22 protein-coding genes are annotated in these 25,326 nt (G+C 41.9%); 6 read left to right on the top strand and 16 right to left on the bottom strand.

The window, feature by feature from the left end; translation table 11 throughout:
• Positions 1-28: 28 nt before the first annotated feature.
• The 12 genes from WHS63_RS04070 to WHS63_RS04015 form a co-directional block, all read right to left on the bottom strand.
• Positions 29-1,483 (bottom strand): hypothetical protein, encoded by a 1,455-nt coding sequence (locus WHS63_RS04070; RefSeq protein WP_445204007.1) that lies wholly within the window; start codon positions 1,481-1,483, stop codon positions 29-31.
• A gap of 4 nt (positions 1,484-1,487) precedes the next feature.
• Positions 1,488-2,843 (bottom strand): SPOR domain-containing protein, encoded by a 1,356-nt coding sequence (locus WHS63_RS04065; protein WP_445204006.1) that lies wholly within the window; start codon positions 2,841-2,843, stop codon positions 1,488-1,490.
• Between the two features lie 187 nt (positions 2,844-3,030).
• Positions 3,031-4,701 (bottom strand): nucleoside kinase, encoded by a 1,671-nt coding sequence (locus WHS63_RS04060; RefSeq protein ID WP_445204005.1) that lies wholly within the window; start codon positions 4,699-4,701, stop codon positions 3,031-3,033.
• A 35-nt stretch (positions 4,702-4,736) separates the two neighbouring features.
• Positions 4,737-5,555, bottom strand: a complete 819-nt coding sequence (murI, locus tag WHS63_RS04055) for a glutamate racemase (protein WP_445204004.1) — start codon at positions 5,553-5,555, stop codon at positions 4,737-4,739.
• A gap of 78 nt (positions 5,556-5,633) precedes the next feature.
• Positions 5,634-6,152: an OmpH family outer membrane protein gene (locus WHS63_RS04050; protein WP_369488694.1), complete on the bottom strand. Its 519-nt coding sequence runs from the start codon at positions 6,150-6,152 to the stop codon at positions 5,634-5,636.
• 36 nt (positions 6,153-6,188) lie between these two features.
• Positions 6,189-6,698, bottom strand: coding sequence for an OmpH family outer membrane protein (locus WHS63_RS04045; RefSeq protein WP_369488692.1), 510 nt, complete (start codon positions 6,696-6,698; stop codon positions 6,189-6,191).
• Between the two features lie 73 nt (positions 6,699-6,771).
• On the bottom strand, positions 6,772-9,252 hold the full coding sequence (gene bamA / locus WHS63_RS04040; protein WP_445204003.1) for an outer membrane protein assembly factor BamA: 2,481 nt from the start codon (positions 9,250-9,252) through the stop codon (positions 6,772-6,774).
• A 153-nt stretch (positions 9,253-9,405) separates the two neighbouring features.
• Positions 9,406-10,143, bottom strand: coding sequence for an isoprenyl transferase (locus WHS63_RS04035; RefSeq protein WP_445204002.1), 738 nt, complete (start codon positions 10,141-10,143; stop codon positions 9,406-9,408).
• A gap of 4 nt (positions 10,144-10,147) precedes the next feature.
• Positions 10,148-10,798, bottom strand: coding sequence for a DUF6089 family protein (locus WHS63_RS04030; RefSeq protein WP_445204001.1), 651 nt, complete (start codon positions 10,796-10,798; stop codon positions 10,148-10,150).
• Complete coding sequence (locus WHS63_RS04025) at positions 10,798-11,577, bottom strand: DUF6089 family protein (RefSeq protein ID WP_445204000.1); 780 nt, start codon at positions 11,575-11,577, stop codon at positions 10,798-10,800. The genes WHS63_RS04030 and WHS63_RS04025 overlap by 1 nt, the downstream gene beginning before the upstream one ends.
• 89 nt (positions 11,578-11,666) lie before the next feature.
• The gene (locus tag WHS63_RS04020; protein WP_369488682.1) at positions 11,667-12,542 is read right to left on the bottom strand and encodes an NAD kinase; all 876 of its coding nucleotides are present in this window, start codon (positions 12,540-12,542) and stop codon (positions 11,667-11,669) included.
• Between the two features lie 4 nt (positions 12,543-12,546).
• On the bottom strand, positions 12,547-13,212 hold the full coding sequence (locus WHS63_RS04015) for a CBS domain-containing protein (RefSeq protein WP_369488680.1): 666 nt from the start codon (positions 13,210-13,212) through the stop codon (positions 12,547-12,549).
• 53 nt (positions 13,213-13,265) lie between these two features.
• On the opposite strand from WHS63_RS04015, the gene WHS63_RS04010 reads away from it, so the two are divergent.
• A complete protein-coding gene (locus tag WHS63_RS04010; RefSeq protein ID WP_445199694.1) occupies positions 13,266-13,982 on the top strand; it encodes a pyridoxine 5'-phosphate synthase in 717 nt (238 codons plus the stop codon).
• Positions 13,983-14,777: an alpha/beta fold hydrolase gene (locus WHS63_RS04005; protein WP_445203999.1), complete on the top strand. Its 795-nt coding sequence runs from the start codon at positions 13,983-13,985 to the stop codon at positions 14,775-14,777.
• Here WHS63_RS04005 and WHS63_RS04000 read toward each other — a convergent pair.
• Positions 14,774-15,499: a 3'-5' exonuclease gene (locus tag WHS63_RS04000; RefSeq protein ID WP_445203998.1), complete on the bottom strand. Its 726-nt coding sequence runs from the start codon at positions 15,497-15,499 to the stop codon at positions 14,774-14,776. The genes WHS63_RS04005 and WHS63_RS04000 overlap by 4 nt on opposite strands.
• 2 nt (positions 15,500-15,501) lie before the next feature.
• A complete protein-coding gene (gene udk, locus WHS63_RS03995; RefSeq protein WP_369488672.1) occupies positions 15,502-16,125 on the bottom strand; it encodes a uridine kinase in 624 nt (207 codons plus the stop codon).
• An 86-nt stretch (positions 16,126-16,211) separates the two neighbouring features.
• Here udk and WHS63_RS03990 point away from each other — a divergent pair, with 86 nt between their 5' ends.
• The 4 genes from WHS63_RS03990 to WHS63_RS03975 all read left to right on the top strand — a co-directional run bounded on the left by WHS63_RS03990 (position 16,212) and on the right by WHS63_RS03975 (position 22,478).
• Positions 16,212-17,207 (top strand): type I phosphomannose isomerase catalytic subunit, encoded by a 996-nt coding sequence (locus WHS63_RS03990; RefSeq protein WP_445203997.1) that lies wholly within the window; start codon positions 16,212-16,214, stop codon positions 17,205-17,207.
• Positions 17,208-17,377: 170 nt separating this feature from the next.
• On the top strand, positions 17,378-17,953 hold the full coding sequence (locus WHS63_RS03985) for a SiaB family protein kinase (protein ID WP_369488668.1): 576 nt from the start codon (positions 17,378-17,380) through the stop codon (positions 17,951-17,953).
• Positions 17,954-18,053: 100 nt separating this feature from the next.
• Positions 18,054-19,037 (top strand): hypothetical protein, encoded by a 984-nt coding sequence (locus WHS63_RS03980; RefSeq protein ID WP_445203996.1) that lies wholly within the window; start codon positions 18,054-18,056, stop codon positions 19,035-19,037.
• A gap of 105 nt (positions 19,038-19,142) precedes the next feature.
• Positions 19,143-22,478, top strand: coding sequence for a SpoIIE family protein phosphatase (locus tag WHS63_RS03975; protein ID WP_445203995.1), 3,336 nt, complete (start codon positions 19,143-19,145; stop codon positions 22,476-22,478).
• A 247-nt stretch (positions 22,479-22,725) separates the two neighbouring features.
• Here WHS63_RS03975 and WHS63_RS03970 read toward each other — a convergent pair whose 3' ends face one another.
• Positions 22,726-23,916, bottom strand: coding sequence for a TMEM43 family protein (locus WHS63_RS03970; protein ID WP_445203994.1), 1,191 nt, complete (start codon positions 23,914-23,916; stop codon positions 22,726-22,728).
• Between the two features lie 431 nt (positions 23,917-24,347).
• The gene (locus WHS63_RS03965) at positions 24,348-24,806 is read right to left on the bottom strand and encodes a hypothetical protein (RefSeq protein ID WP_445203993.1); all 459 of its coding nucleotides are present in this window, start codon (positions 24,804-24,806) and stop codon (positions 24,348-24,350) included.
• Positions 24,807-25,326 lie beyond the last annotated feature (520 nt).

The following is a 25,326-nucleotide window of genomic DNA, read 5'->3' as shown; positions in this document are numbered from 1 at the left end:
GTGAGAATATATATTGGTTAGGTTTGGGTTACTGTGCAAAGAAGTATTCGTTTAGGTCGTACAAATCCTGAAGGGTAAGGTTGTTTGTGCCGTCAAAAAACTCATTTACTGCCCTCATCAGTTCCTGGAACGATATGTATCCATCGGCATCGGAGTCAACAACCCTGAGTTTTTCGGGAATCTTACCCGGTGTATAGTTCAAACTGCGCGACCAAACGTGGGTAACAGGGATTAAACGAACCTGCTTACGCGAAACAGCCTCGCTCTTTCGGTTAAACATGGCAGCCAGAACATCGGCTGTTACCTGCGAACCATTTTCGTCAACAATAGCGCCCTCCGGGGTATTAGGCTCCTTGTCCATGTAGTCGAATACACCATCAAAGTCCGTATCGGATGGGCAACCTATTGAATCGACAGCAACACCAGCCGGGGTGTCGGGGCACTCATCAAACCTGTCGAAAACGCCATCTCCATCTGCATCGCTAAAGAAAATCTCGTAATCGTAATCCTCACCCAGCATAGCAAAAACCCTCTCCACAAGAATTGTTTTTGGATCGGAGAACAGGTCGAAATTCATGGTAAAGTAGGTAAAGCTAAATATATCCTTGATATTATTCTTAACAGGATATCCTTGGGCTTTGGCTATTTTACTGTCGTAGTTGTCAATTTTATCGCTAAAGCAGTAATTAAAAGCAGTTCCCACCCTTAGGTTTACCCTATCGGAGAGATAAAAGTCGAACCCAAGATCAATTGGAACTGAGTAAGTTTGTTGCGAGATACTACCCTGCTTATAGAGATCTTTTCCTGACAAATCGGTTTCGTAATCGCTGTCAAATCTCACTATTCTTGCACGGTAGGCATCGGGCCCATTCTCAGGGAAATTTCGCATGGTTCCATCGGACCAGAAATAGTAAAAGTTCCCCGATCCGTTGTTGAGGAAATTGCCCTTTGGGCTAAAGAAAATGGTTGAAAAACCTACTGATAGGAAGGGTTTAAAGCGTTTTGCAGGGCCAAAAACATGGCCAAAGTTGTACTCAAACGATAATCCTAACTGGAAGATGTTGGTTTTAAAGGCCGAGTTAACAAAAATAGGATTATTCAAATCGTCGAGGGGCAAAGGCTGCTGTTGCATAAGGTAGGAGAGCTTGGGGTCGTGGGCAAAAATATCGCCATATATGGCAAAGATATTTCCCTTAAAGTAGTGCTTGCGGCCCACCAGGTTGGAAACATTAAGCTTTCCTGCAACATTCCCGTAAAGAGGGGAACTGATAGGATTTCGTACATCACCCCAGAAACTCAGGTAACCAACACCCAACGAAATTACCGGTTTGTAAACTGGGTTTTGAACTTCAACTATGGTATCGAGTATTCCCTTATAGTATTCTTCCTCATCAATTTGGGCATGAAGCGCATTTGGTAGCACCACCAAAAGTGCTAAAACAGTTACTAACCTCCCTAAGTGTAATTTAATTAGTTTTTTCATAAAACTACCTGTACCACTTTTGACTAGTAATCATTAACGCTTCCTGCACAGTAATTCGAGTTCCGTTGTTGTAAGCAGTAACAAAGGCATCGTTAATTCTTGTGGAATTCCAAATAAGTATTCTAAAATCGCGAGCCTCCTTGTATTCCTTGAAAGAACCGATGGAATACTTGTACCATCCCTCATGTTTTTCAGTTCTAACATCATACTTGATGTTATAGCGGGTAAAGTATCGTTTAATATCAATGGGCTTATGTCCGGCTGCAATTTGAACCCTATAGTAAACCCCTTTTTCGGGCATAAGCATAAAGGGTTCCATATCAAATTCCGGCTTGGCTTTAGGTTTTGGCTTGTCTTCAATTTTTTTATACTCAATTGGAATATCAATTCCACCTTCGGAGTAAGGGGTAAATCCTGAGATGATATTTGCTCCTTCGGTTGAGAAAGTTGAAGAAATTAGTCCGTCAAGCGCAGCAGGGTCGATGTTCGTTAGGTCGATATCCTTTTGAATGATATCTATAACCCTAGTAGCCTCTCCCACAAGGTATGAGAAGGTTCCCTTTAAGCTAACGGTAATATTTCCTTTCCCATCGGGGGCAATGAGTTTGTAGGATACAACAAATCGGGGTTCGGCCGGGAGGTTCATCCAAAGGAATTTAACCTTTTGGTCCTTAAAGGTGAAAACAGCATCCTTGGTTTCAATCGCTTCGGCTGTAAATCCTTCAGGAACGTCTTCTTCAATTTTGGCAAACTTCTGGGCATTACCCTTGTTTACTAGTAGTTTTACCAGATAGTCATTCTCAGCACCTGAAGGGATAGGGGTTTGCCTTATGCATCTAACATTGCTAGCCACAAATCCAACTGGCGCTTGTGGTGGAATAATGGTCTGAAACTCGTTAATGTCAACAATTAAATTGGGGTCAATCCTGGTCGATGGGTTAATACTAATGGTGGAGGTTTGGAATTCGGCTGTTTTTCGTTCATTATTGTCAACGTAGGCAAATGTACCTTTTAGTGTGAACGACCCTTTAAGCCTCTCGTCAACCTTTACCCGGTAAACCAAACGCATCTCTTTACCCTCAGGAAGCCGAAGCCATACGAATCGGAGTTTTTGTTCGTCAAATGAAAAGTCGCCAAGCGACGATTCCACTAGCTGGGCTGTTAAACCCATGGGTAAATCCTGTTGTAGGCGAGCAAAACCGCTAAGGTTTCCCTTTTTCAAGATAACTTCAACGTCAAACTCGCTACCGGCATTTACTGCCTTCGGAACATTTACATTTAATGCTACATCGTTTCCAATCAGGAAACTCAGTAGGGTAATGCCAACCAGGTTATATAACACTGTAACGATACTAGGCATCGTTTATTGGGCTAAGGTTTAGGTTCACAATAGGGTTAATTAGTTACAATATTAAGAAATAATTGTTTAAAATGTAACAAAAAAGCCCAAAAATCTAATCTTTTGGGCTTTTAAACGAGTAATTGTTACTAACAAAAAATGCACAAACAGCAATAAATCAGTACGATACACTGTTGAAAACTTTGTGCTATTTATAGGAAAAAGTGCTACCTCCCAGAAACTCACGTATGATTGAGGTAGGTGGCACTTCGCGTTCCGATATTGGAGTGAAATAGCTTAAGAACTTAAGCAGCCTTTGAGCCTCATCGTATTCCGGTCGGGTTGGCGGAACCTCCTGGATTATTGGTTCAGCAAAGCGTTTTAAAACGCTAAACTCGTAAAGCAAGGCTGAGTTAAACATAACGTTGGCCTCCTCCTGGAATGGGAAGATGTTTTTATCCTCGCCACGACGAACACTTTCCCACCTGCCAATGGTATCCAGTGCGCTATACCCTCGATACCGATAGTCCCTTACTATTCTGCGTATTAACCGATTATCGGTGGTTGGTATTCGGTTTATGCCATCGATTGAAATAGAGGTTAATGCCGAAACGTAAACCTTGAACTTTTGGTTGTTAGGGATTAAGTGGGTTAATGCTGGGTTTAGGGCATGAATACCCTCAATTATTATTACGCCATTGGGTTCAATCTGAAGTTTGGTGCCATCAAAAAAGCGCTTACCCTCCTCAAAAGAGAATTTTGGTATTTCCACCTCTTCGCCCTTAAGCAGCCTGACCAGGTCATTGTTAAAATAATCAACATCAAGCGCGTCCAGTGCCTCAAAGTCGTAGTTTCCGAACTCATCCTTAGGGGTTTTCTCCCTGTCAACAAAATAGTTATCGAGTGAGATGGTATATGGTTTTAAACCATTAACCTTTAGCTGAATTGCTAAACGCTTAGCAAAAGTTGTTTTACCCGATGATGACGGGCCGGAAATAAGTACAAGCCTTACCGGTTCGGGTTGCTGGTGTATTCTATCGGCAATGTCGGCAACCTTTTTTTCATGTAATGCCTCTGAAATTTTTATTAGTTCACTGGCATTTCCTTTGGCTACCTCTTGGTTAATAGCTCCTACATTCTCAACGCCTAAAATCTCAAGCCAATCCTTATATTCCTGAAAGATTTCAAACATTTTGTTCTGAATTACTACATCTTCCACTTCATCGGGCTGGAACCGTTTAGGCACCCTCAGCAGCATACCATCGTAATACTTAGTGAGGTCAAACACTTTTAGGTAGCCCGTTGATGGAACAAGACTTCCGAAGAAGTAATCGGCCATGTCGCCAAGATAGTAAACTGAGGTGTAAAGGGTAGGACGAGTTTCGAATAACCTGGCTTTGTCCTCGTAACCCAAATCCCTAAAGAGTTTGATAGCATCGGATGTTAATACCTTATCGCGCCGAAATGGCAAATCTGCCGCCACAATCTCGCGCATTCTATCGCATATGTTGAATATAAGCGGTAATTCCAGGGGCAGGTTGCAGCCGTCAATCTCGCAGTAGAAGCCTTTGGATACGGAATGCTCAATTCGTACTTTGGAACTGGGGATAATATCGCGTACAGCTTTTTGAAGCAGGAAAAATAGCGACCGATGGTACATCCGCATTCCTGCAGGGTGAGTAATATCGATGTACCGAACTGTTTTTGGTGTAAAAACCTCATAGTCTAACTCCTTGAGCTGGTTGTTAACCATTGCTCCCAGAATCTGGTAATCGGATTTTATTTCGAATATTTTTGAAATTTCCAGAAGTGAGTGCCCGGGAGTTACACGAACCTTTTGTCCGGTATTCTCAATAACTATTTCAACCTCTTTGCGCATATGAGTAAAATTTACTTACAGATACAATAGGGTTTTTACAGTTTCACATTGTTAAAGTATAAATCTTCAATCCTGTATTGTGGTCTAATGTTCATTTCAACGAGCAGCTTAAGTACCTCAGTATTACTGCTTGAGTAAAAATCGATACTGGTGCTATCTACTAGATTTTGATTACATAGCAACCCATTATTTTCGGCTATCCTTTTAGTTTGCAGGGCAACTGCCGGTGCAGGGTCCACAATGGTGACATGATTGGGTAGCATTCTCTCCAGCACAGGTTTTAGGAATGGGTAATGGGTACAGCCCAAAACCAGATGGTCAATGTTACAATCAACCATTGGGTCGATATATCTGTGCAGGAGCTGTTCTGCCTCAGGGGAATCAGCTTTTCCTGATTCAACTAGTTCTACTAACCCTTCGCCCACCTGGTAGCATACGTTAACATCGGCGGCGTATTTTCGGCTGGTTTCAATGTACAATCGTCCTTTAAAAGTTCCAGCCGTAGCCAAAACCCCTATGCTTTTGGTTTTAGTATTTTGCGATGCGGGTTTAATTGCTGGTTCCATTCCAATAAATGGTATGCTGTATGAGTTTCGCAGGTAATCTATTGCAGCTGCCGTTGCTGTGTTGCAGGCCACAACTATAACCTTGCAACCTTTTGTTATTAGGAAGCGTGTTATCTTGTCCGATAGGTTGATAATTTCCTCGGCAGGTTTGGAACCGTAAGGGCAATTTGCTGAATCGGCAAAGTATATGTACTTCTCGTAGGGCATAACCTTAACCAGTTCTGAAAGAACTGTTAGACCACCCGCACCGGAGTCGAAAATTCCTATTGGATTACAATTGCCGCTCATTTACTTTCAATTGTAAATAAAATAGGGGCTAAACGAACAAAGTTCAGTTTACCCCCTAAATTTAAAGTTATTGTAAGTTTACTTTGTAATGCCTAACTCTTTCTTAACCAACGGAGTAATATCGATACTCTGTTCTGAAAAGTAAAGGAGAACTCCCGAGCTGGTATCAAAAATGTAAGTAAACCCATTTGCTTTAGCAACTTTTTTAATGGCTGCGTCGGCTTTATCAATTACAGGTTTCATGGTTTCAGCTTGATAACGCTGGTAATCCTGCTCGGCAACCTGCTGGTATTCCTGAGCCCTCTGCTGCATATCGGTGAGTTCCTTTTCTTTCATCTCACGGATTGCATCGGTGAAGGTAGCTCGTTTTTGCAGGTAATCCTGGTACTTCTTATTGAATTCTACCTGAAGTTGCTCAATCTGATCCTGTAACGATTCAGCATACTTCTTAATTTTTGCTTCAGCGCTATCCCTATCGGGCATAGCCTTTAGTATTTCCTGGCTGTTAATATGACCAAATTTATAGTTCTGGGCCTTTACTCCTGAAAAACTAAATGTTAGTAGAGCAACTATTGCTAATCCAAGAATCTTTCTCATTGTTTATCGTTTTTAGTTTAAGCAAATATATAAAAATTATTTAAAACCTAAGCGCTGTAGGACTTCTTCGCTCTTATCGAATCGTGGGTTAGTGTAAATCATGTTAGGTGAGGCGGCAGCGTCAAATATTACTGCGTACCCCCCCTCAACTGCAATCTCTTTGATTGCGTTAAAAACCTGATCCTGAATGGGTTTAACCAGTTCCTCACGCTTCTTGAAAAGTAGCCCATCGCGACCAAAATACTTCATCTGCAGCTCCTTAACCTGACGTTCACGGGCTATGATCTCATCCTCACGTTTCTTTTTCATTTCCTCAGTCAGGAGTACCTTTTCGGTTTGGTAGTCCTTGTACATCTTGTCAACCTCGGCATACTTTTCCTCAATTTCTTTCTGGTATTGCTCTGAAAGTTTGTCGAGTTGTTCCTGTGCGGCTTTATACGATGGTATTTTTTTGAGTATGTACTCTGTATCGACGTAGGCAAATTTTTGAGCCCAAGCCCCAAGTCCAATTGTAAGTGCAGCTAATATCAGAATGGTTCTCTTCATAACTTTTTAATATTTGGTTCAGGTTAAAGTCACACAATTTGTATGCCAAGTTTAACAGTTTTAACCGTAAGGATTAAAAAGGCATCCCAATAATGAAGTGGAACTGACCCTTATGTGCATCGGGACGTCCAGGCACCTTATCGAAACCATATCCCCAGTCAACGCCTAACATTCCTAACATGGGAAGGAAAAAGCGAGCCCCAACACCAGCTGAGCGATGAACGTTGAATGGATTAAAATCGCCAGCGTTCTGCCAGGCATTACCAGCTTCAAGGAAGGTAAGCAGATAAATTGCAGCCTGCGGCTTTAGTGAGATTGGGTATCGCAGCTCAACGGTGTACTTGTCGTAAAGGTGTGCATTCCCAACTAGGCTCTCACCTATGCGAACGTATGGTGTAAGTGAGCCGTTCTGGTAACCCCTTAGACCAATGGTTTCCTTTCCGTAAAGGTTGTATCCCGACATACCATCACCGCCAAGGTCAAAACCCTCAAATGGTGAATGGCCCAGCTTGCTATTAAAATACCCCATTACCCCCATCTGGAAATTGGTGTAAAGAACCAAGTTTTCAACCAGAGGTATATACCATTGTATTCTTCCAGTCCACTTGTGGTATTCAATCCATTTGTACTTTTCCGAGTCGGCCATGGGTTTACTGTAATCCTTGCCATTGAAAAGGGAGTAGGGCGGGGTAATTTGAAGCGAGAGCGAAAAGTTTGAGCCGGTTCGGGGGTATATCATCTGGTCAGTTGAGTTTCGGCCAAGGGTAACTTTGTAGCTAAGGTTGTTCGACTGCCCATCGGTAAAGATAAAGTACCCTGACCAGTTGCTCAGCTTATAGTTTTGAATTCCCACCTCATTGTAAATGGTAAAGTAATCGTCGGGCCATTTCAAACGGGTTCCTATTCCAACGGAAGCCCCGCTCACCCTGAAGTATTTATCGCTCGACTGATAGAAGTAGCTAACTCCACCTGATTGGATAGTTCTGTAAAGCGAGAAGGAGAAGTTAGTTGGCTTACGTCCGCCTAGCCAGGGTTCAGTAAACGAAAGGCTAAATGCCTTATAGTATGTTCCGTTGGTTGATGCTCTGATTGCTAATGACTGACTATCGCCCGATGGAACGGGACGCCAGGCATCTTTATCGAAAATTCTCCGAACCGAGAAGTTTGAGAAACGGATACCAATGGTTCCCACAAACATCTTGTTACCCCAACCCCCCGATACCTCGAGCTGGTCATTGGCCTTTTCTTCAACCGAATATTTAAGGTCCACGGTTCCATCGGCCTGGTTGGGCAGGGGATCAATCCCTAGTTTTTCGGGGTCAAAATGACCCATCTGGCCAAGTTCCCTGAGGGTTCGGGTTATTTCGGACTTGCTGAAAAGGTATCCGGGTTTTGACCAAATCTCACGGCGGATAACATGCTCATTGGTCTTTGTATTACCGGCAATAATTACCCTATTTACGGTAGCCTGGTCGCCTTCATAAATTCTCATTTCAAGGTCAACCGAGTCGTTTTGAATCTGAACCTCTACTGGCTCAAGATGGAAGAAAAGGTATCCATCGTCCATGTAAATGGTTGAGATTGAGTTTTCATCGGTAAAGAGACGTTTTTCAAGTAAACTCCTATCATAAACATCACCCTTTTTCATCCCCAGAACGGCCGTGAGCGCCTCGGCAGGCAATTTGGTATTGCCAACCCACTCAATATTGCGGATATGGTATTGTGGCCCTTCGAAAATTTTGAAGTGGATACCAATTCTTTTGGGGTTGATGGTGTAAATGGAATCGCCTAGAATTTTAAAATCGCGATAGCCGTGCTCGTTGTAAAAGGCAACGAGGTTATCCAAACTTTCATCGTAGTCAGCTTCAATGAACTTAGCCGATTTAAAGATGTTGAGGTCGCGGCGGTGTATCTTTTTTAATGCCCGGCGTAGGCGTGCCTGACTATAGGCTTTGTTACCCTCAAAGGTGATTTCACCAATTTTAACCCTGTCGTTCTTCTGGATATTGAAGGTTAGCTTTGTTCCGTTGCTTATTATGGTGTCATTTTCCAGTACGGGATTAACATCAACGTTCAGGAATCCTTTTGCCCTGTAATGCTTCTTTATTATGATGATGCTATTTTCTAAGGTGGCTTGAGTTAGCTGGGAGCCGCTTCGGAGTTTAAGCTTATCTTTCAGGTCGTCGGCCTCACCTTTACGAATGCCAGTAAAATTCACTGTAGTTAGGCGGGGTTGCTCAGTTAGGCTGATCTCAAGGTAAATATCATCGCCTTCAATACGAGAGGCTTTAATATCTACATTTGAAAAAAGTCCTTGCCCCCACAGTTTTTTAACTGCTTTGGTAATTGCTTCACCCGGAACCTGAATGGTGTCGCCAATACTAATAGCGGTCATGGAGATTAAAACATCAGGATTTAGAAACTTTACCCCCGATACAGTGATCTCCTTAACGCAATATCTTTTTGGAAGTTCGTAGCTAAACGGTTTTTCCTGGGCAAATGCTGAAACCCCTATAAAGAACATGGCAAGTGCCAAAAGCCTAAATCTCATCATATCAAATCAGTTACTCTTTTATTTTTGACGCGTAAAATTAGTATAATTTCCTATGTTACAAAGCAAAATGCCGAAAGTATTATAACCTTCGGCATCAAAAATATGATTTTATATAGCCAATCTCCAATAACTACTGTTAAAAATTACGAACGTTTAAAGTTGCTCACTGGTTTTTCCAAACCGACGTTCTCGTTTCTGGTAATCAACTATTGCTTCAAAAAAATCCTCTTTGGTGAAATCGGGCCAAAGAACTGGGGTAAAGTAAAGCTCGGTATAGGCCAATTGCCATAGCAGGAAATTGCTGAGCCTCAGCTCACCGCTTGTTCGAATCAGCAGGGCCGGATCAGGAATGTTCGCAGTATATAGGTATTTAGAAATGATTTCGGGGGTAATTTGGTCGGGCGATATTGTTCCATCCTTGGTTTGAGCAGCAATTTTTTTTACGGCTTCAGTAATCTCATGGCGCGAGCCATAGTTAAGAGCCAGAATGGTAGTTATGGTGTTGCAGCTTGCAGTACGGGTTATAACATCGTTTAGCTTACGCTGAACATCAGGCGGCAGCATGGATTGATCGCCTATGGTTAGTACGCGAATTCCATTTTTCAGGAGTGTATCCGTCTCGGAGTTGATGGTTTCAACCAAAAGACTCATCAAGGCATCTACTTCCGACTTGGGGCGGTTCCAGTTTTCGGTTGAGAAGGCATAAAGCGTAAGATACTTAACCCCAATTTCGCCTGCGGCCTCAGTGGCAGCCTTAACCGCTTTTACACCGTTCTTATGTCCAAAAATTCGCTGGTTGCCACGCTGCTTTGCCCATCGACCATTCCCGTCCATAATAATGGCAACGTGCTCAGGGACTCTGCTCCTGTCAATTTTATCAATTAGCGACATGATTCTATCTATATGCGGGGCAAATATAGCTGTTATTTGGAATACGATAGGTATAAATCAATCCAATAAATGAGAACCAATCGTTATTGTGTAAAAAAGGTTTGCGGCCATCGTCGGGGCTGCTGTAATCGTCAATTTTATCGGTAAAGGTTTTGTGAAACCTCCATTCCAGGGCAAAGGTGTGCCTTTGACCAGGGGTAAATTTTAAGCCTACACCAAAAGGAATGTGAAAAATTAACGAGGTGCCCATCTGTGCAAGCCCAACCCCAGCATTTACATATGGCGAGAGGTTTGCCTTGCGGGCGCTGGTGGGGTTAATGGAGTAAAAGTTAAATTCGCCCATTGCTTCAGCTCCAATTATATTTTTTGAAAAGCTGATGTTGGGATCGGGAATTATATTTGCCGATGAGGATGAGCCGCTAACATTGGCATAAATTGCCGATGCCCGTATGGAGTAGTTATGATTTATGTTATACCGGAAAATTACTCCCATTGCAAATGATGGGCTATAGAGTGGCATTACCTCGTTAAACTCACCGTAGTAGTAGGTAGTTCCCGCCTGAATCCCAAAATCGCGTCGGTCCTGTGCTTTGCCAGCTAGTATGGCTAAGCAGCAAAGGGTTAAGGAAAGTAATAGATTTTTTAATTTATCCATTAAAATTGCCAAAATGAGCGTTTAAGTAATTTTTGGTAAGGAATTTTGTAGTAAACGTTAAAGTTAATGGTATAGTACATGTCGTTGTGACTAGAGTAAACCGATGAAAAAGCATCGAGATAATCGGTGGTTACGTAACGGGCTCCAAGTTCAACCCCTAGCTGGAAACGGGGATAAAACTCATACTTTACACCAACACCTGCGGGAATTACCAGGGCAAAATACTTTGAATCGTCAACCTCGGGTTTAGTAAAACCCGGTGGCGGTGTTCTGGAAAGCAACTTGTCATTGGGTGTTGCACTGAAGAATAAACCACCGGCGCCTGCAAAAACGTAAACGCTAAACGGTTTATTGATATGGCGCAAACCGCCCCTGAAGTCCATAATGCGATAGTAGTAATTCTGATGGCTCTCAGAAATAATGTAGTAAATTCCCTTTACGGTTAGCTCGGAATAAAAGGTAGAAAATCTGTAATCCCTGGAGCTGTAGTATGAGCCATCGTCAGTATTACCAAGGAAACCCGTATTTAAACTTGCTTGTGCCGATATAAATGGATTAACCTTAAAACCAACACCCCCGCCAAAACCACCGCGTAAGGCTCTAATCCTAACATCCTTAATGCTGGTAATAACATTGGTGTTAGCGGAGTTGCCAATATCTCCAAAATAGTGGTTAACTGGCAAACCTAAATAGACCTCAATGCGATTTTGTTTCCAGGTTTGGGCATGCAGAACCAAACCTGTCAATAACCCCACTATCAAACATATTACCCTACGCATGGCAAATATATATCAGCAGTCAAATATAGTAAATGTTTAACTATTATCTATTTAAAACGAATTAAATACAATTTTGTTTCAACCACCAGTCAGTTTCTTTTGTCCATGCCCCATAGCAATTTGCTCCTAATGGTTCTGTAAAAGGTTGTTCCTTTTAAGCAGATGACATTGGCATTGAAATGAGCTTTTTTAAGCATAAGTTTAACGGGTTGTGGGACTCTGATGTTTCTTGAATCCAGGGAAACTATCAGCTCTTCGTCTCTCCCTGACACTTCAAGTTCAATCAGGCTGTCGTCAGGAATTACAAGGGGACGAACGGTTAAATGGTGAGGGGCAATTGCCGAAAGTACAAACGCCGATAGGTTTGGGGTAAGTATTGGGCCTCCAACACTGAGTGAGTATGCTGTTGAACCTGTAGGTGTTGCAATTATTAACCCGTCGGCCCAGTATGTGCTCAGATAATCGCCGTTGATGTATGTATTAACATGGAGTAGCCCAGCAACGGAGTTACGGATAACCATATCGTTGAGAGCGTATGGGAATGGATCGAAAAGTTTAGTGTCGCTTACAAGCTGGAGCATGCTTCGTTTCTCAATGGAGTACTTTGAGGCCATCAGCAGATCAATGGAATTGTCAATTTCAGGGATTGACGTTGTTGCCAAGAAGCCCAACCTGCCTAAGTTAATTCCCATAATGGGGATTCCCATATCCTGAACTAGGGCTATAGAATCAAGAAAGGTACCGTCGCCACCAAGGCTAATCATTACATCGGTTTCCTTTAGATCCTGAGTAGTTATAAACGTGCCGCCGATATGTGGTGTGTACGATAGGTTTGATTTTATGTAATCGAGTAGTGGAAGGTAAATCAAAACATTGACCCGATATTTTTCGAGTGCTGCAAAAAGATTTCGGGTTGCCTCGGCAAATTCCGCATCTATTCTTTTCCCGTATACTGCTATGGTCATTTGCTTATATGTCCAAAAATTTGAATAGATAATTTAGCCTATCGTTTAGCAAGTCACTTTCGTCATCCTGTTTCATGTATGCTCCCAGAACGTTATAGTTGTAACGCTGAAAGGTTTGCTTTATTGAGGTAACATCGGTGACATTAAGCTTGAGCGTTAGCTCCATTTGGGTGGAGTTTGGGTGCGAGGTAATATAAGCGGCAAGAATTTTTGCATCGTTCCCCTCCACAATCTGACAAATTTGCGACAAGCTAAAATCGTTAACGTTCATCTCAAGAACAATAACGCTTCCCTTATGCCTAAGGGCTGAAAGTTCAGTAAAGTAATGCAGAAGTTCCATTAGGGTGATTACACCCAAGTAGTTTTTTGAGCTATCGAGTACCGGTACTAACGATAGCTTTAGGCGCGATAGGACCTCCATTACCTCAAAAACATGTTGGTCCTCAATTACATATGGTCGCAAAAGCGAAAGCTGATGGTTTCCAAGGGGCTCCTCGGGCATGTTGAGGTCATAGATATCGCTCTCTGATATTAAGCCAAGGAATTCTTTATCGTTTACAATAGGTAGGTGCGACACCTTAAAAATATCCATCCAGTTCAAAGCCGTTATCCCGGTATCGGAGGTTTTGAGTGGAGGAATGACATCGGAAATCATGTCCTTGGCTACCATATTTCTTGTAAAAAACGATTACTTTTGTACAAAGTTAAACTTATTTGATTGCAATGACACGTTTAAGTGTAAATATAAACAAAATTGCCACCTTACGCAATGCCCGGGGTGGAAATATTCCAAATGTGCTGAAAGCAGCCATTGATTGCGAACGTTTTGGTGCCGAAGGGATTACTGTTCATCCTCGCCCCGATGAGCGCCATATCCGTTATCAGGATGTTCGCGATATTCGCCCGGTAATTACCACCGAGTTTAACATTGAGGGGTATCCCTCGGAATCGTTCATAGAGTTAGTTCTTAGTGTTACCCCACACCAGGTTACCCTAGTGCCTGATCCACCCAATGCCCTTACCTCCAATACGGGGTGGGATACTATTGCCAACAAGGACTTTCTTAAAAAAGTTATTGCTCGTTTTCAGGAGCATGGTATCAGAACTTCAATATTTGTGAATGCGGATCCCCTGATGGTTAAGCATGCTGCCGATACCGGAACAAATCGGATTGAGCTATATACTGAGCCATACGCTACGCATTTCCCTGAAAATCCTGCACAGGCTATTGAGCCATTTGTAAAAGCTGCCGAAGCAGCTATGGAAGTTGGCCTTGGATTGAACGCAGGCCACGACCTTAACCTCGATAACTTGAACTACTTTGCCCGAAATATTCCCAACCTGCTCGAAGTGTCCATTGGGCATGCACTTATTTGTGATGCCCTCTACTACGGGCTGGAAAATACCATTCAGATGTACCTCCGTCAGCTTCGCTTTTAAATGGAACTCTTTTACAGGCAACTTGGACAGGGTAAGCCATTGGTAATTCTACATGGCCTTTACGGCTTGTCCGACAACTGGATTTCCATAGCCAAAAACCTTGAAAGTAGTTACTCTCTCATAATCCCCGATCAGCGAAACCACGGGCAAAGCCCTCATTCACCTGATCATACCTACCAGCATTTAGTAAATGATTTGCTTGAGCTAACCAATAGGTTGAAACTGGATAGTTTCTACCTGTTGGGGCACTCAATGGGTGGTCGTGTGGCAATGCTTTTCCAATCGCAGTATCCATTCAAAGTGGAAAAACTGGTTGTGGTTGATGTTGCCCCGTGGAGCTATAGCCCCGAGGATGAGTGGTTCCGATCAGCTTATGCTGAGCACATGCGAATTATTGAAGCCCTTAAGGCTTTGAGGCCTGAAGAAATAGTCTCACGTATGGATGCCGATAAGGTATTGCAGCAAAACAATCTCAACGAGAGGTTGAGAAACTTTCTACTCAAAAACCTTAAAAGGAAGACCCTTGGATTTGAGTGGCAAATAAACCTCAATGCACTTGAAAATAACCTTGAACACCTTTTACTGGGTGTTGAGGTTGAAAAAACATCGGCATTGGGGGCCAATGTGCTGTTCATCCTTGGCGAGAATTCAAACTATATACCTGCCTATCAGGCAGGTAGGCTAAAGGAGATTTACCCTAATTGCCAAGTTGTTAGCATTCCCGAAGCTGGTCATTGGGTGCATGCCGAAAAACCAGAAATGTTTATCTCGGCATTAAAGAGTTTTTTGGGTTAAACCTCGGAGCGGCTTACGTTTTCGGGCGAAAAAATTGGAAAACCGTTATACCTCAGGAAAAGCTGCGCTACTGTTAGCACATCCTTTTCACAGTAAATCACAATCCGGTTCAAATCGTTCAGTTCGTAGTAGCACTTAGCCACTTCGCTCCCATCTATATCATCCTTAGGTGAGGGAATACCAAATATATACGATAGCAGGTTCAGCGAAGTGTAATGCTTAAAATCGCCAAACTTCCATAGCTCCATGGTATCGAGGAATTTTACCTCCCATGGCTTTTTGCCAGCTACGTTAAGGATATCGGGTATTTTAATACCGTTAACCAGCATTCGGCGGGCAATGTATGGGAAGTCGAACTCCTTGCCATTGTGGGCGCAAAGGTTTAGGTTAGGTTTTTTGGAACTAAACCCGTTTACCATTTCGGCAAAGCCCTTGAGTAAATCAATCTCACTGTCACCATAGTATGATTTTACTCTGAAAGTGTAATTGCCATTAGAGGGTACAATTATGCCTACGGAAATACAAATAATTTTTCCAAACTCGGCATAAATTCCGGCGCGCTCATATATTGCTTCAGGCGTTTCATCGGGCTTAGCCAACGTTTTTGCCTTTCTATCCCAAAGCTTTTTAAATTCCTCGGGCATTTGGTTATACTCAGGGTATTGAGGAACCGTTTCAATGTCCAGGAAAAGAATTTCATCGAGCTTAACATCGGTGAGCATGGCTACAGCAAATTATGTGAACGGAGTGTTTTTTCAATTATTGATGTAAGAATATTTATGGCAACCGAATTGTTTCCACCCTGAGGTACAATTATATCGGCATAACGTTTAGTAGGCTCAATGAACTGCAGGTGCATGGGCTTTACAGTCTTTTCGTAACGCTCCAGTACCTTGTTAACTGAACGGCCACGTTCCACAATATCGCGGGCTATTACACGCGATAGCCTATCGTCGGCATCGGCATCAACAAAAACCTTGATATCCATTAACTTCCTGAGTTCCTCACAGGTAAAAATCAGGATACCTTCAATAATTACCACGTGGCGGGGTTCAATCTTAATGGTTTCAGGTGCTCTGGCGCATGTTAGGTATGAGTAAATGGGTTGTTCAATGGGTTTCCCGGCTTTCAGATCCTTAACATGTTGAACCAGCAGTTCAAACTCAATGGAATCGGGATGGTCAAAATTCATTTCCTGACGTTGCTCTAAGGGTAAGTGTGAGTTATCGCGGTAGTAGGAATCCTGAGGGATTACAACCACCTCTCCCTTGGGAAGCAAATCAATAATCTTGTTTACAACTGTAGTTTTACCTGAGCCGGTACCACCGGCAATACCAATTATTAGCATCCTATCAACTTTTAGTGTTACCTTTGCAAAAGTAGCAATGCAAGTTAATTATTTAAATAGTTTTCAGCAAAAATAAACTGTTGACAATGAGCAATTCATTATACCCTTTAAAGTTTAAACCTATCCTTAAGGAGCGTATTTGGGGAGGTACCAGGTTGCACCATTCCATGGGTAAGCAATTCCCAAACCCCGAAGAAAAATATGGTGAGAGCTGGGAAGTATCGGGAGTTGAAGGCGATGTGTCGGTTGTGCAGAATGGTTTTTTGGCTGGTAATACCTTGAATGAACTGATTGAGGTTTACATGGGCGACCTTGTGGGCGAAAGCCTTTACGAGAGGTTTGGCGAGGAGTTTCCCTTGCTCATTAAGTTCATCGATGCTTCCGAAACCCTTTCAATACAGGTACACCCCGACGATGATACCGCTCGGGAACGTCATCATGCCTACGGTAAAACCGAAATGTGGTATGTTATTGATGCCGATAGGGATGCTCTTATATACACTGGATTTGAAAAGGATATTACCCGCGAGGAGTACATTCAGGCTGTAAAGGAGGGAAGCCTTGAGCGTTACTTGCACAAGGAAAAGGCCATTGCTGGCGACGTTTTCTTTATACCAGCTGGTAGGGTACATGCCATTGGAAAAGGGGTACTGCTGGCCGAGATTCAGCAAACCTCCGATATTACCTACAGAATTTTCGATTGGAATAGGGTTGATGGTTCAGGTAAATCCCGCGAACTCCACACCGAGCTGGCTGTGGATGTAATTGATTTCTCAAGGGTTCAGAACCCCAAAACTCATCCGGTGGATGAGGTGAATAATACAAGTGAGCTATCCGCTTGTAAGTACTTTACCGTTAACAGGATTACCTTTACAAGCGCAATGCAACGCGACTATAACATGCTCGATTCCTTTGTTATTTACCTTTGTGTTGAGGGTGAATGTAGTGTTGTTTACGCATCGGGCTTCAGCGAGCGGCTAACTAAAGGCGAAACGCTTCTCTTGCCTGCCGATCTGAAGGATATCATATTACGACCGCAGGGGAAATGCTCCTTGCTCGAGGTGTATATAAATCAGGCATAAGTTTTGATAAGGTAGGTAGTATGTATTGTTAAAAATTCATATAGTTCGTGCACTAAAAAAATCATTTTATCATTAAATTGCATTGTTTCGTAAAAAAAGGAGACAAGTTCATGAGCTAAAACTTTGCGGGATAAAAATTATTTACGTATCTTCAACTGATATTTTTACGGATGGATAGCGTCATTTATTTCATAAAATCGACCCTGGCAAATGAGATTGCAGCAAGTGGTTTTCCCCTTATATATAAGGGCGAAATGAACCACCAAATCATGCGTTCATTTGCCTTTATGGCAAATAGGAAGATTGCTGAAATGAATGTCCCCACCGCAACCCGCAAAAGGGTTTTCCACATCATGATTGAATGCTTGCAGAACATCACCAAACACTCCGACGATTACGATGAAAAAGAAAAACAGATTGGTAATGGTTTGTTTGTAGTGGGTAAGGAGCGCGATAGCTTTTACATTGTAACCGGCAACCTGGTTAGGAACGATAAGGTTCCCATCCTGGAGCAAAGGCTCGATAGGTTAAACAGCGCCAGTCCAACTCAACTTAAGGAGATGTTCATGCAGCAGATGGTTGAAGGTGAACTTAATGAGAAGGGTGGAGCCGGTCTAGGGTTAATTGATATTGCACGCAAATCGAAACGCAAGCTATATTACCATTTTGTTCCTTACGAGAATAATCGCCACTTTTTCATACTTGCTGTTACTATCCCTATCTCGGCCGAAGAGGACGATTTTTAATTTTTTCACCATACTTACACTGAAAAGGTATGGAATTTGTATAAAATCATTTGATTTATTCTAACTTTGCCGTAACAGTTTACCAAGTAAACATTTTTACATGAAAGCTTTAAGTATTCTTTTGTTTCTTACGGGTATTTTGTTTGGGAGTTTAACCGCCCAAACAATAACCGAACTCATGAGCAGGGATAAAATTGCTCAGAACAGAATAGAAACCATTACCCAGTACACTCACCGTTTACAGAACGATAAGGTTGATAGTAAGGGTTATAAATCGGTTGAGACCACTTACGACAAGAATGGAAATATTGTGGAAGTTGTTAACTACAAGCCCAATGGAGTAGTTGCCTCGCGGCATTTATATAAGTACGATGGAAGCGGACGAAAAATTGAGTACCAACAGTTCCAGGATCTTCCAAAAAAAGGATTTGCCTTGGCATTCCGTCAAGCTTTTACCTACGACTCTAAAGGCAATAAGCTTACCGAAATAGGTTACGATGGCCAAACAACCTACCGTGTGGCTTACTCCTATTTGCCCGATGGCAAGCAAAAGGATATTACTAAATACTCGGCAAACAATGCTGTGGAGGAGAAATGGGTTTTTGAAAATTCAACCAACAAGGTTAAAATATCAATATATAAGCCTGCCGAAACATTAAGCAAAATCATTGAGCGGACTCTTGATTCACAGGGTCGGGTAATTGATGAAAAAAACCTTACCCCTGCCGGTAAGGAGTTAGGCCGAACAACCTTTACCTATGGCGATGGCGATATGCTATTAACTAAGGTAGAGTACTACGGAGGAGAGCTACGTGCCACCTACGATTATGTTTACGATGAAAAAAAGCAGATGGTTGAGGTTTACATGACTAAACCCGGCGCTAGCAAGATACTTTACAGCTCATACAAGTACGATAAAAACGGCAACCTGCTTGAGGAAAAATGGTACGAGGACGGTGCTTCGGACTATTCGCGGCGCAACTATAAGGTGGATAACCAGGGGAATATCAATGAGGTTGATGCCTACTACTCCGACTACAAGTACCGCGTTGTTTACAGGTACTCCTATAAGTTCTCCAGGTAAAACATGATAACTGATTTATATGCGAAGGGTCTAAAAAGACCCTTTTTTGCTTGCTTCAATATCAATAAATTAATAACTTGCTGGTGTTTTTAAATCAAAGGGGCTGTGAGGCATTATTTAAAATTGTTTCCGTTTTTTGCATTAGCAATTACAAGCATTAGCCTTTTTGCACAGGAAATTGGCCGCTATCCGCTTGTCAACTTCCATCATCGGCAGTATAATGGACATTCGCAGAGCTGGGCAATTACCCAGGACAACAGGGGGATGATTTACGTGGCCAATAATGTTGGTGTAATTGAGTACGATGGCTCCGAATGGAAGCATATTTCAATTAACAATGCCCTTGCCCGATGCCTAGACACCGACCCCACTGGCAGGGTTTGGGTTGGAGGTCAGGATGAGGTTGGATACCTTGCCGCCGATTCGGCTAACTCACTTAAGTACTATTCCCTTTCTAAGCTGTTGCCCGAGCGTTTTGCCAAGCCAGGTCTTATAAGGCAAATCTACCACACCGGGCAGGCTGTTTACTTTTCAACTTTTAAGGCTTTATTTAGAATTAACAGCGATTTAACCGTTAACTACTGGGAGCCCAAAACCCAGTTCCATCGCTCATACTATGTGGATAATTTCATTTTTATTAACCAGCGCGATTACGGCTTAACCTACCTTTATAACGATTCACTGGTAAAAGTACCCGGAACCGAAATTCTTGGTACACAAATGGTTTACACCATCCTGCCATTCGATTACCAGTACTTACTGGTTGGAACGCAAACAAACGGATTTTACCTTCTTAATAAGCAGGCACTAACCACTCGCACCTTACCCACCGATTTTAAAACGCTCATCCCGTTTAAAACATCAAACGATAATTTTTTTATCACCAACAGGATTTACTCTGGAATAATGCTTGACGAGGGACTTTGGGCTATTGGAACCTATTCCGGAGGTGTTGCCATTATCAATCACAGCGGGAAAATTGTAAGAACCATCAGCAAGGAAACCGGACTACAGGACAATACCGCTTGGTATTTATATGTCGATAACTCCAAAAATATTTGGATGGCATTAAATAATGGTATATCGTACTCGCCTTTTCATTCGCAGCTAACAAGTTGGACTGAGCAGGACGGAATAAGCGGGGTTATACAGTCGGCTGTAAATTTCAAGGGAACCATTTACTACTCTTCCAATACGGGTGTCCACGTTAAAACAAATTCGCACTTTGAAAGGGTAAGCGGCATTAACGATTTAGCGTGGGGGCTTTTCATCTACACCGATGAAAGCGGCAAGGAACACTTGCTCTCAGGAACCGCAAACGGAATTTATAGGATTGAAGGAGAAAGAGCTATCCCAGTAACAAGTATTAAAGTAAATGCATACTCCTTTATTAAATCCAAGATTTACCCGGGCATTCTCTATGTTGGCCTTTACGATGGAGTTGGGGTTTTGCAGGAGAACAGGGGCGTATTCACGTTTCTGGGATATTTGTATAGTTCATCCTCTGAAGTTTACAAGGTTACCGAGGATAAAAACGGAGATGTTTGGTTTACTCAGCGCTATAAAGGCATAGGTTTCCTGGATGTAATAAATCCATATGAGCTGATAGCCGAGAAGTATAAAAGTTATTCTTTACCATTTCAACCCAAATGCGATGATATTGCGGTTAACTATATCGATGGGCTTGTGCTGGCAAGCACCGAGGGTGGGCTTTCAAGTTACGATAAGGAAACCGACTCCTTTGTACCCGAAACCATGCTGGGCACTCAGTATGCCAACGGGACTATTGGGTTAAGAATACTGGCATGCGATAGGAATAACGACATCTGGTTTGAAACCTATAGATTTCAGGCAAACCGTAAACTGGAAAGGGTTACCAAGCATGCCGATAAAGCCTACAGGCGTTCCCCTGCCCAGTTTAACCTGATACCGGAGACCATCTTTTTTGATGTTTATACCGATTCCGATAATGTATCGTGGATTTCATCGACCGACGGACTGTTCCGTTTCGATGCCAACGAGCACTTTCCCACCGATCAAATACCTAGGGTATTTATCAGACAGGTATATTCAAAGAAAAAGGGCACGGTTTACGGAGGGTTTTCTTTTGACAGCCTCGCAACTCAACCTTTTGTGCGGGCAAAATCTGTTCAGGTTCAGCAACCTATTGTACTGCCTGCCAGGGTTAACGACCTAATTATCTTTTTCTCCTCGCCCTACTTCCAGCCAAACCACCAACTTCAGTATTCGTACAAGCTTGAAGGTTACGATGATGACTGGAGTCCATGGAATACAAGCAGATTCAAGGAGTACACTAACCTTAAACCCGGCAGTTACCGGTTCATGGTAAAATCAAAAACGCTCCAGGATATCGAAAGCCCGGTTGAGTATTTTCCGTTCACAATTGACCATCCTTTCTACCTAAAGTGGTACGCTTTCATTCTATACCTTGCTTTGGCTGGGTTGATAATATTTGTAATTGTTAGGATTAACACCCGAATATTGAGGGTTTCAAACATCAAGCTGCAGCAGCTCGTCGATGAGCGAACCAAGGAATTAAAGGAGTCGGAGCGAGCACTAACCGAAAAGAACTTACTTCTCCAGCACCAAAAGGAAGAAATCCTCTCGCAGCGCGATGAGCTTGAGGAGCGCAACCGACACATCAACGATAGTATTCAGTATGCTAAAACCATACAGCAGGCTATACTTCCAGACCTTAACACCGTTTTTGCCGACGATTTTGAGCACTTTCTTATTTACCTTCCAAAGGAATTGGTATCGGGCGACTTTTACTGGGTTGCTCAGGTTGGCCCCAAGGGTAGGCCAAACGATAAGCTTTTTATAGCCGTTGTGGATTGTACTGGTCATGGTGTGCCCGGAGCATTCATGTCGTTAATTGGAAGCCGGTTGCTCAGCGAGATTGTTGTTGAGCGCAAAAACCATAACCCTGCCGCTATCCTTACCGAGCTTAACGACGAGGTAAACAAGGCCCTACGGCAGGATGTTAGCGAGAGTTTTGATGGTATGGACGTGGCTTTGTGCCTAATTGAACGCAAATCCGATAATGCCTATGTGGTAACCTTTGCCGGGGCAAACCGCCCTCTTTACTACTGCCTGAAGGGCGATAATAACATGCAAACCCTAAAGGGTAACCGCAAATCCATTGGCAGCGTGCTGCCAGACGTGGAGCAGGAATTCTCAAACTGGCGTATCTCCATGCATGCAGGCGATATACTGGTAATGGCCACCGATGGTATCACTGACCAGAATAACGTTTTGCGTAAAAAGTATACCACCTGCCGCTTACACACATCCATTGTTTCGGCACTGGGTAAACCAATGCCCCAAATGCAAAGCATCATTCTGGACGATTTCCTAAACTTCAAGGCCGACGAACCCCAAAGGGACGATATTACCGTGCTGGGGATAAGGTTTAAGTAGGGATGGTGATAAAAGAATAAAAATTGGTCACGGTTAAGAATACAAGGTGAGTCCTAATTTGAATTACATTTAACCTAGTTCACCCAATTGCTTGTGGGTGCGATAAATGGTATACTTGCAGTTGGTATTGTGTTACTATTTGCTTCCAATACATAAATAAACGCACGCGCCTTAAACGACGCGTGCGAAAAATGGGGAAGTAAAACTTTTAATAACTCCAATAAAAGTTTTAAACAGAATATTAGTGTTAGCTTTTATTTGTTTTACCTTTTGAACCTTTAACGATTAAATATGCAGCTGTGATTATAGCTATTACAAGTAAAGTTATACCTAACGCAGGTCTATAAAAGATCCACGCAATTGCTATAGTAATTAAGGAAAGCCCAAAGGAAACAACTCCTGAAAAAAGAGATAAACCTAAATTTAATAGGTTCCCAAGAAAAGGCAATACGTCAGCCAATACAACAAGTGGTTTAAATATTAGCGATATTCCACCAAACATCATTAAAAATCCAATAAGCCTTAAAATCCAGGTAGTTATTGTATTACCTTTTTGGGCAGAGCTAAACATTTGTTCTGCTGAAACCACGCCCGGCGACACCATTTGAATACTAATGCCCGACTTGGTAGTAAAGGGCTCAAATGTGTTTTTTATTTGCTTGGCGATAATACTATAACGGTTACCAGAATTCACTGTTTTAAAAGAAACCTTAACATCCCCAATTTCTGGATTCGCTGGTTCTCCCTTTCCTATGTAGATTTTTTGAATAATACCATTTCCATGGTTTCCATTTCCTTCGTTAACCATTCTAGCATTCCTATAACTTTGGGAATCAAAGTTATTTATTGGATATGGGGTGAATTCGTTTATTTGAGAAATTAAATCGCCCGATAATATAAAAGCACCTAATTTTGCCTCACTTGCACTTATTGTGTACGGTGAATAGGGAAAACCTGATGGGTTACTATGACCTTCTTTAACCTTAAAATCATCGGAATTAACAACTATGTCAACCCATTTTTTTAAGTATTCGTATGTAGTAGTGGTTTTCTCGCTTCCTCCAATCTGCTTCTCCTTAGTTTCCTTTTCCTCTTCCACCCATTGATACATTTCTACCTCACGTTTAAGCTTTAGAGCGTTGGCTTTAATGTTGAATTCATTATCCCTAAGCGTATCTTGGGTGATTATTATTCCCGATATATGGATCAATTTCCCATCGTTAGCCTCATTTATTGCATCAGGATTTACTGAAATAACCTGGGAGAGTCCTTCCTCTAATCCTTCAGAAGTCCTCACGGCTCGCCCCTCGTTCCACCAAAGTACAACAAAAGAGGCTAGAAATAGAATAACGCCCAGTAAAACTGATTTAATGGAATCAGCTATTCTTGTACCCCAACTTTTAGTTGTGATTTCTGTATAGGATTCATTATTCTCCATAGCAAAATGTTTAAGTTTAGGATTAATGATTACTGTTAATTAAAAAAACCGATGTACTATTGTAATAATCTCAGCAAGCAGTCTGATATTGATTGCATTAAACGACTAATTATAACCTAGGCTGTTTATCTTCATAAAGTTAGTTCCTCGATTATTATTTTATAATGTTTAATCCCCTTCAAAAATTCGGCGAAGTAGAGGACTTCGCCGAGAAGAGGTTTGAGTTTGCAGCAGAAATAGGTTAATAACAATAAATAGCCTCAGAATAACATAAGTAGAATATTAATTTCAAACTAGTTTACCCATTGGTATGTCACTAATTAGTAAATCAAGTTCACCATTTAAAAACTAATTAAGCGGTTTAATGTGAGGCTAAGTGATCCTGTTATTAGTTCTGAAGCACATTTACCAGTTCTGCCAAGCAAGGGTAATTAGTTTGTTTGTTTACTTATAATGACTTGTTTCCAACCAGAATCAGGATCATTACCCTTGGTGTCAAGACCTGCTAAAAACTGCCATACTACCACCCTGGATGTTTCATTTAATGACGCTTCCTGATCAGCTGGCAATGTAACTTCTTTTGTAAACGAATACTCTTTACCCCCTTCAAATACCCCTCCATCTGCAATAATTATTTTTTCATCAAAAAGGATGCTTTCATCTTCCTTTATTTCCTTGCCTTCGTCTGTTTCAACTTCTTCCTTTGTCGTTTCAGTGCAACGGATTTTTAAGTAAACGTTTTTCACTTCAAGAGGATTTTCCCCAACCTTTGCAGTTACATTAACAGTAAGGGGGGCTCCTAAATAGCCATTGGCAACATTAAGTTCAACTTTGGCCGAATTACCAGTAATAAAACTGGTTGCTTTCTTTAATTTGTCAAATAGTCCCATAGTATTAGGTTTAAAAGTTAATAACTAAAAACATTCACTTAAGGTAGCTTAAAACTCGAATTATATTGTATAAGTAACTTTTTTATTCATTTATGCAACACAATGTATCAATTTCATTACGCCCTAACTTAATGTAATTAGGGATACCTAGTGATTTAATCTATAACTCTTTCTCTCCCTATATTCTTTGTGGCTAAATTAAAAAAAAATGACAACTTCAAAACAGCCCCTCGCTAAAAAAGTGAATGTTTGCACCGGCAAACGCTTTAAAATTACCTATTGCATTGATGGTAGTGAGGACTTCAATTTTGCAATAAATTCATCTTTTAGTAGATTTTGCTGAAGAAGTTGTGTTCCTACTTCCGTTGCAGAATCACATCCGTCCAAAATAAAATTTTGTAGGTAAAAAATGGGAGTTGGAAATATCCCCGTTAAGGGATAGTTTTACATTGACCAAAAAACCAACTCCCATGGTAAAGTTAACGCTTTTTTCCCAAATCACCAGCCTTATACCCCGGCA

This window comes from Tenuifilum sp. (assembly GCF_037481895.1).
In the GTDB taxonomy this organism is placed as follows: domain Bacteria; phylum Bacteroidota; class Bacteroidia; order Bacteroidales; family Tenuifilaceae; genus Tenuifilum; species Tenuifilum osseticum.
The sequence above is the reverse complement of the archived record's forward strand: the minus strand, read 5'-3'. Positions and strand labels throughout refer to the sequence as shown.

Coding starts and splice junctions, on each gene's coding strand:
- WHS63_RS04060 (WP_445204005.1), bottom strand. CDS start 4,701: ATGCGCAAAGAGGTTGAAATAGTTATTGAGAATACCGGACAAAAGGTT.
- WHS63_RS04065 (WP_445204006.1), bottom strand. CDS start 2,843: ATGCCTAGTATCGTTACAGTGTTATATAACCTGGTTGGCATTACCCTA.
- WHS63_RS03970 (WP_445203994.1), bottom strand. CDS start 23,916: ATGGAGAATAATGAATCCTATACAGAAATCACAACTAAAAGTTGGGGT.
- WHS63_RS04010 (WP_445199694.1), top strand. CDS start 13,266: ATGACACGTTTAAGTGTAAATATAAACAAAATTGCCACCTTACGCAAT.
- WHS63_RS04025 (WP_445204000.1), bottom strand. CDS start 11,577: ATGCGTAGGGTAATATGTTTGATAGTGGGGTTATTGACAGGTTTGGTT.
- bamA (WP_445204003.1), bottom strand. CDS start 9,252: ATGATGAGATTTAGGCTTTTGGCACTTGCCATGTTCTTTATAGGGGTT.
- WHS63_RS03965 (WP_445203993.1), bottom strand. CDS start 24,806: ATGGGACTATTTGACAAATTAAAGAAAGCAACCAGTTTTATTACTGGT.
- WHS63_RS04050 (WP_369488694.1), bottom strand. CDS start 6,152: ATGAGAAAGATTCTTGGATTAGCAATAGTTGCTCTACTAACATTTAGT.
- WHS63_RS04035 (WP_445204002.1), bottom strand. CDS start 10,143: ATGTCGCTAATTGATAAAATTGACAGGAGCAGAGTCCCTGAGCACGTT.
- WHS63_RS04000 (WP_445203998.1), bottom strand. CDS start 15,499: ATGCTCACCGATGTTAAGCTCGATGAAATTCTTTTCCTGGACATTGAA.
- udk (WP_369488672.1), bottom strand. CDS start 16,125: ATGCTAATAATTGGTATTGCCGGTGGTACCGGCTCAGGTAAAACTACA.
- WHS63_RS03985 (WP_369488668.1), top strand. CDS start 17,378: ATGGATAGCGTCATTTATTTCATAAAATCGACCCTGGCAAATGAGATT.
- WHS63_RS04070 (WP_445204007.1), bottom strand. CDS start 1,483: ATGAAAAAACTAATTAAATTACACTTAGGGAGGTTAGTAACTGTTTTA.
- WHS63_RS04005 (WP_445203999.1), top strand. CDS start 13,983: ATGGAACTCTTTTACAGGCAACTTGGACAGGGTAAGCCATTGGTAATT.
- WHS63_RS04020 (WP_369488682.1), bottom strand. CDS start 12,542: ATGACCATAGCAGTATACGGGAAAAGAATAGATGCGGAATTTGCCGAG.
- murI (WP_445204004.1), bottom strand. CDS start 5,555: ATGAGCGGCAATTGTAATCCAATAGGAATTTTCGACTCCGGTGCGGGT.
- WHS63_RS03980 (WP_445203996.1), top strand. CDS start 18,054: ATGAAAGCTTTAAGTATTCTTTTGTTTCTTACGGGTATTTTGTTTGGG.
- WHS63_RS03990 (WP_445203997.1), top strand. CDS start 16,212: ATGAGCAATTCATTATACCCTTTAAAGTTTAAACCTATCCTTAAGGAG.
- WHS63_RS04045 (WP_369488692.1), bottom strand. CDS start 6,698: ATGAAGAGAACCATTCTGATATTAGCTGCACTTACAATTGGACTTGGG.
- WHS63_RS04030 (WP_445204001.1), bottom strand. CDS start 10,798: ATGGATAAATTAAAAAATCTATTACTTTCCTTAACCCTTTGCTGCTTA.
- WHS63_RS04015 (WP_369488680.1), bottom strand. CDS start 13,212: ATGGTAGCCAAGGACATGATTTCCGATGTCATTCCTCCACTCAAAACC.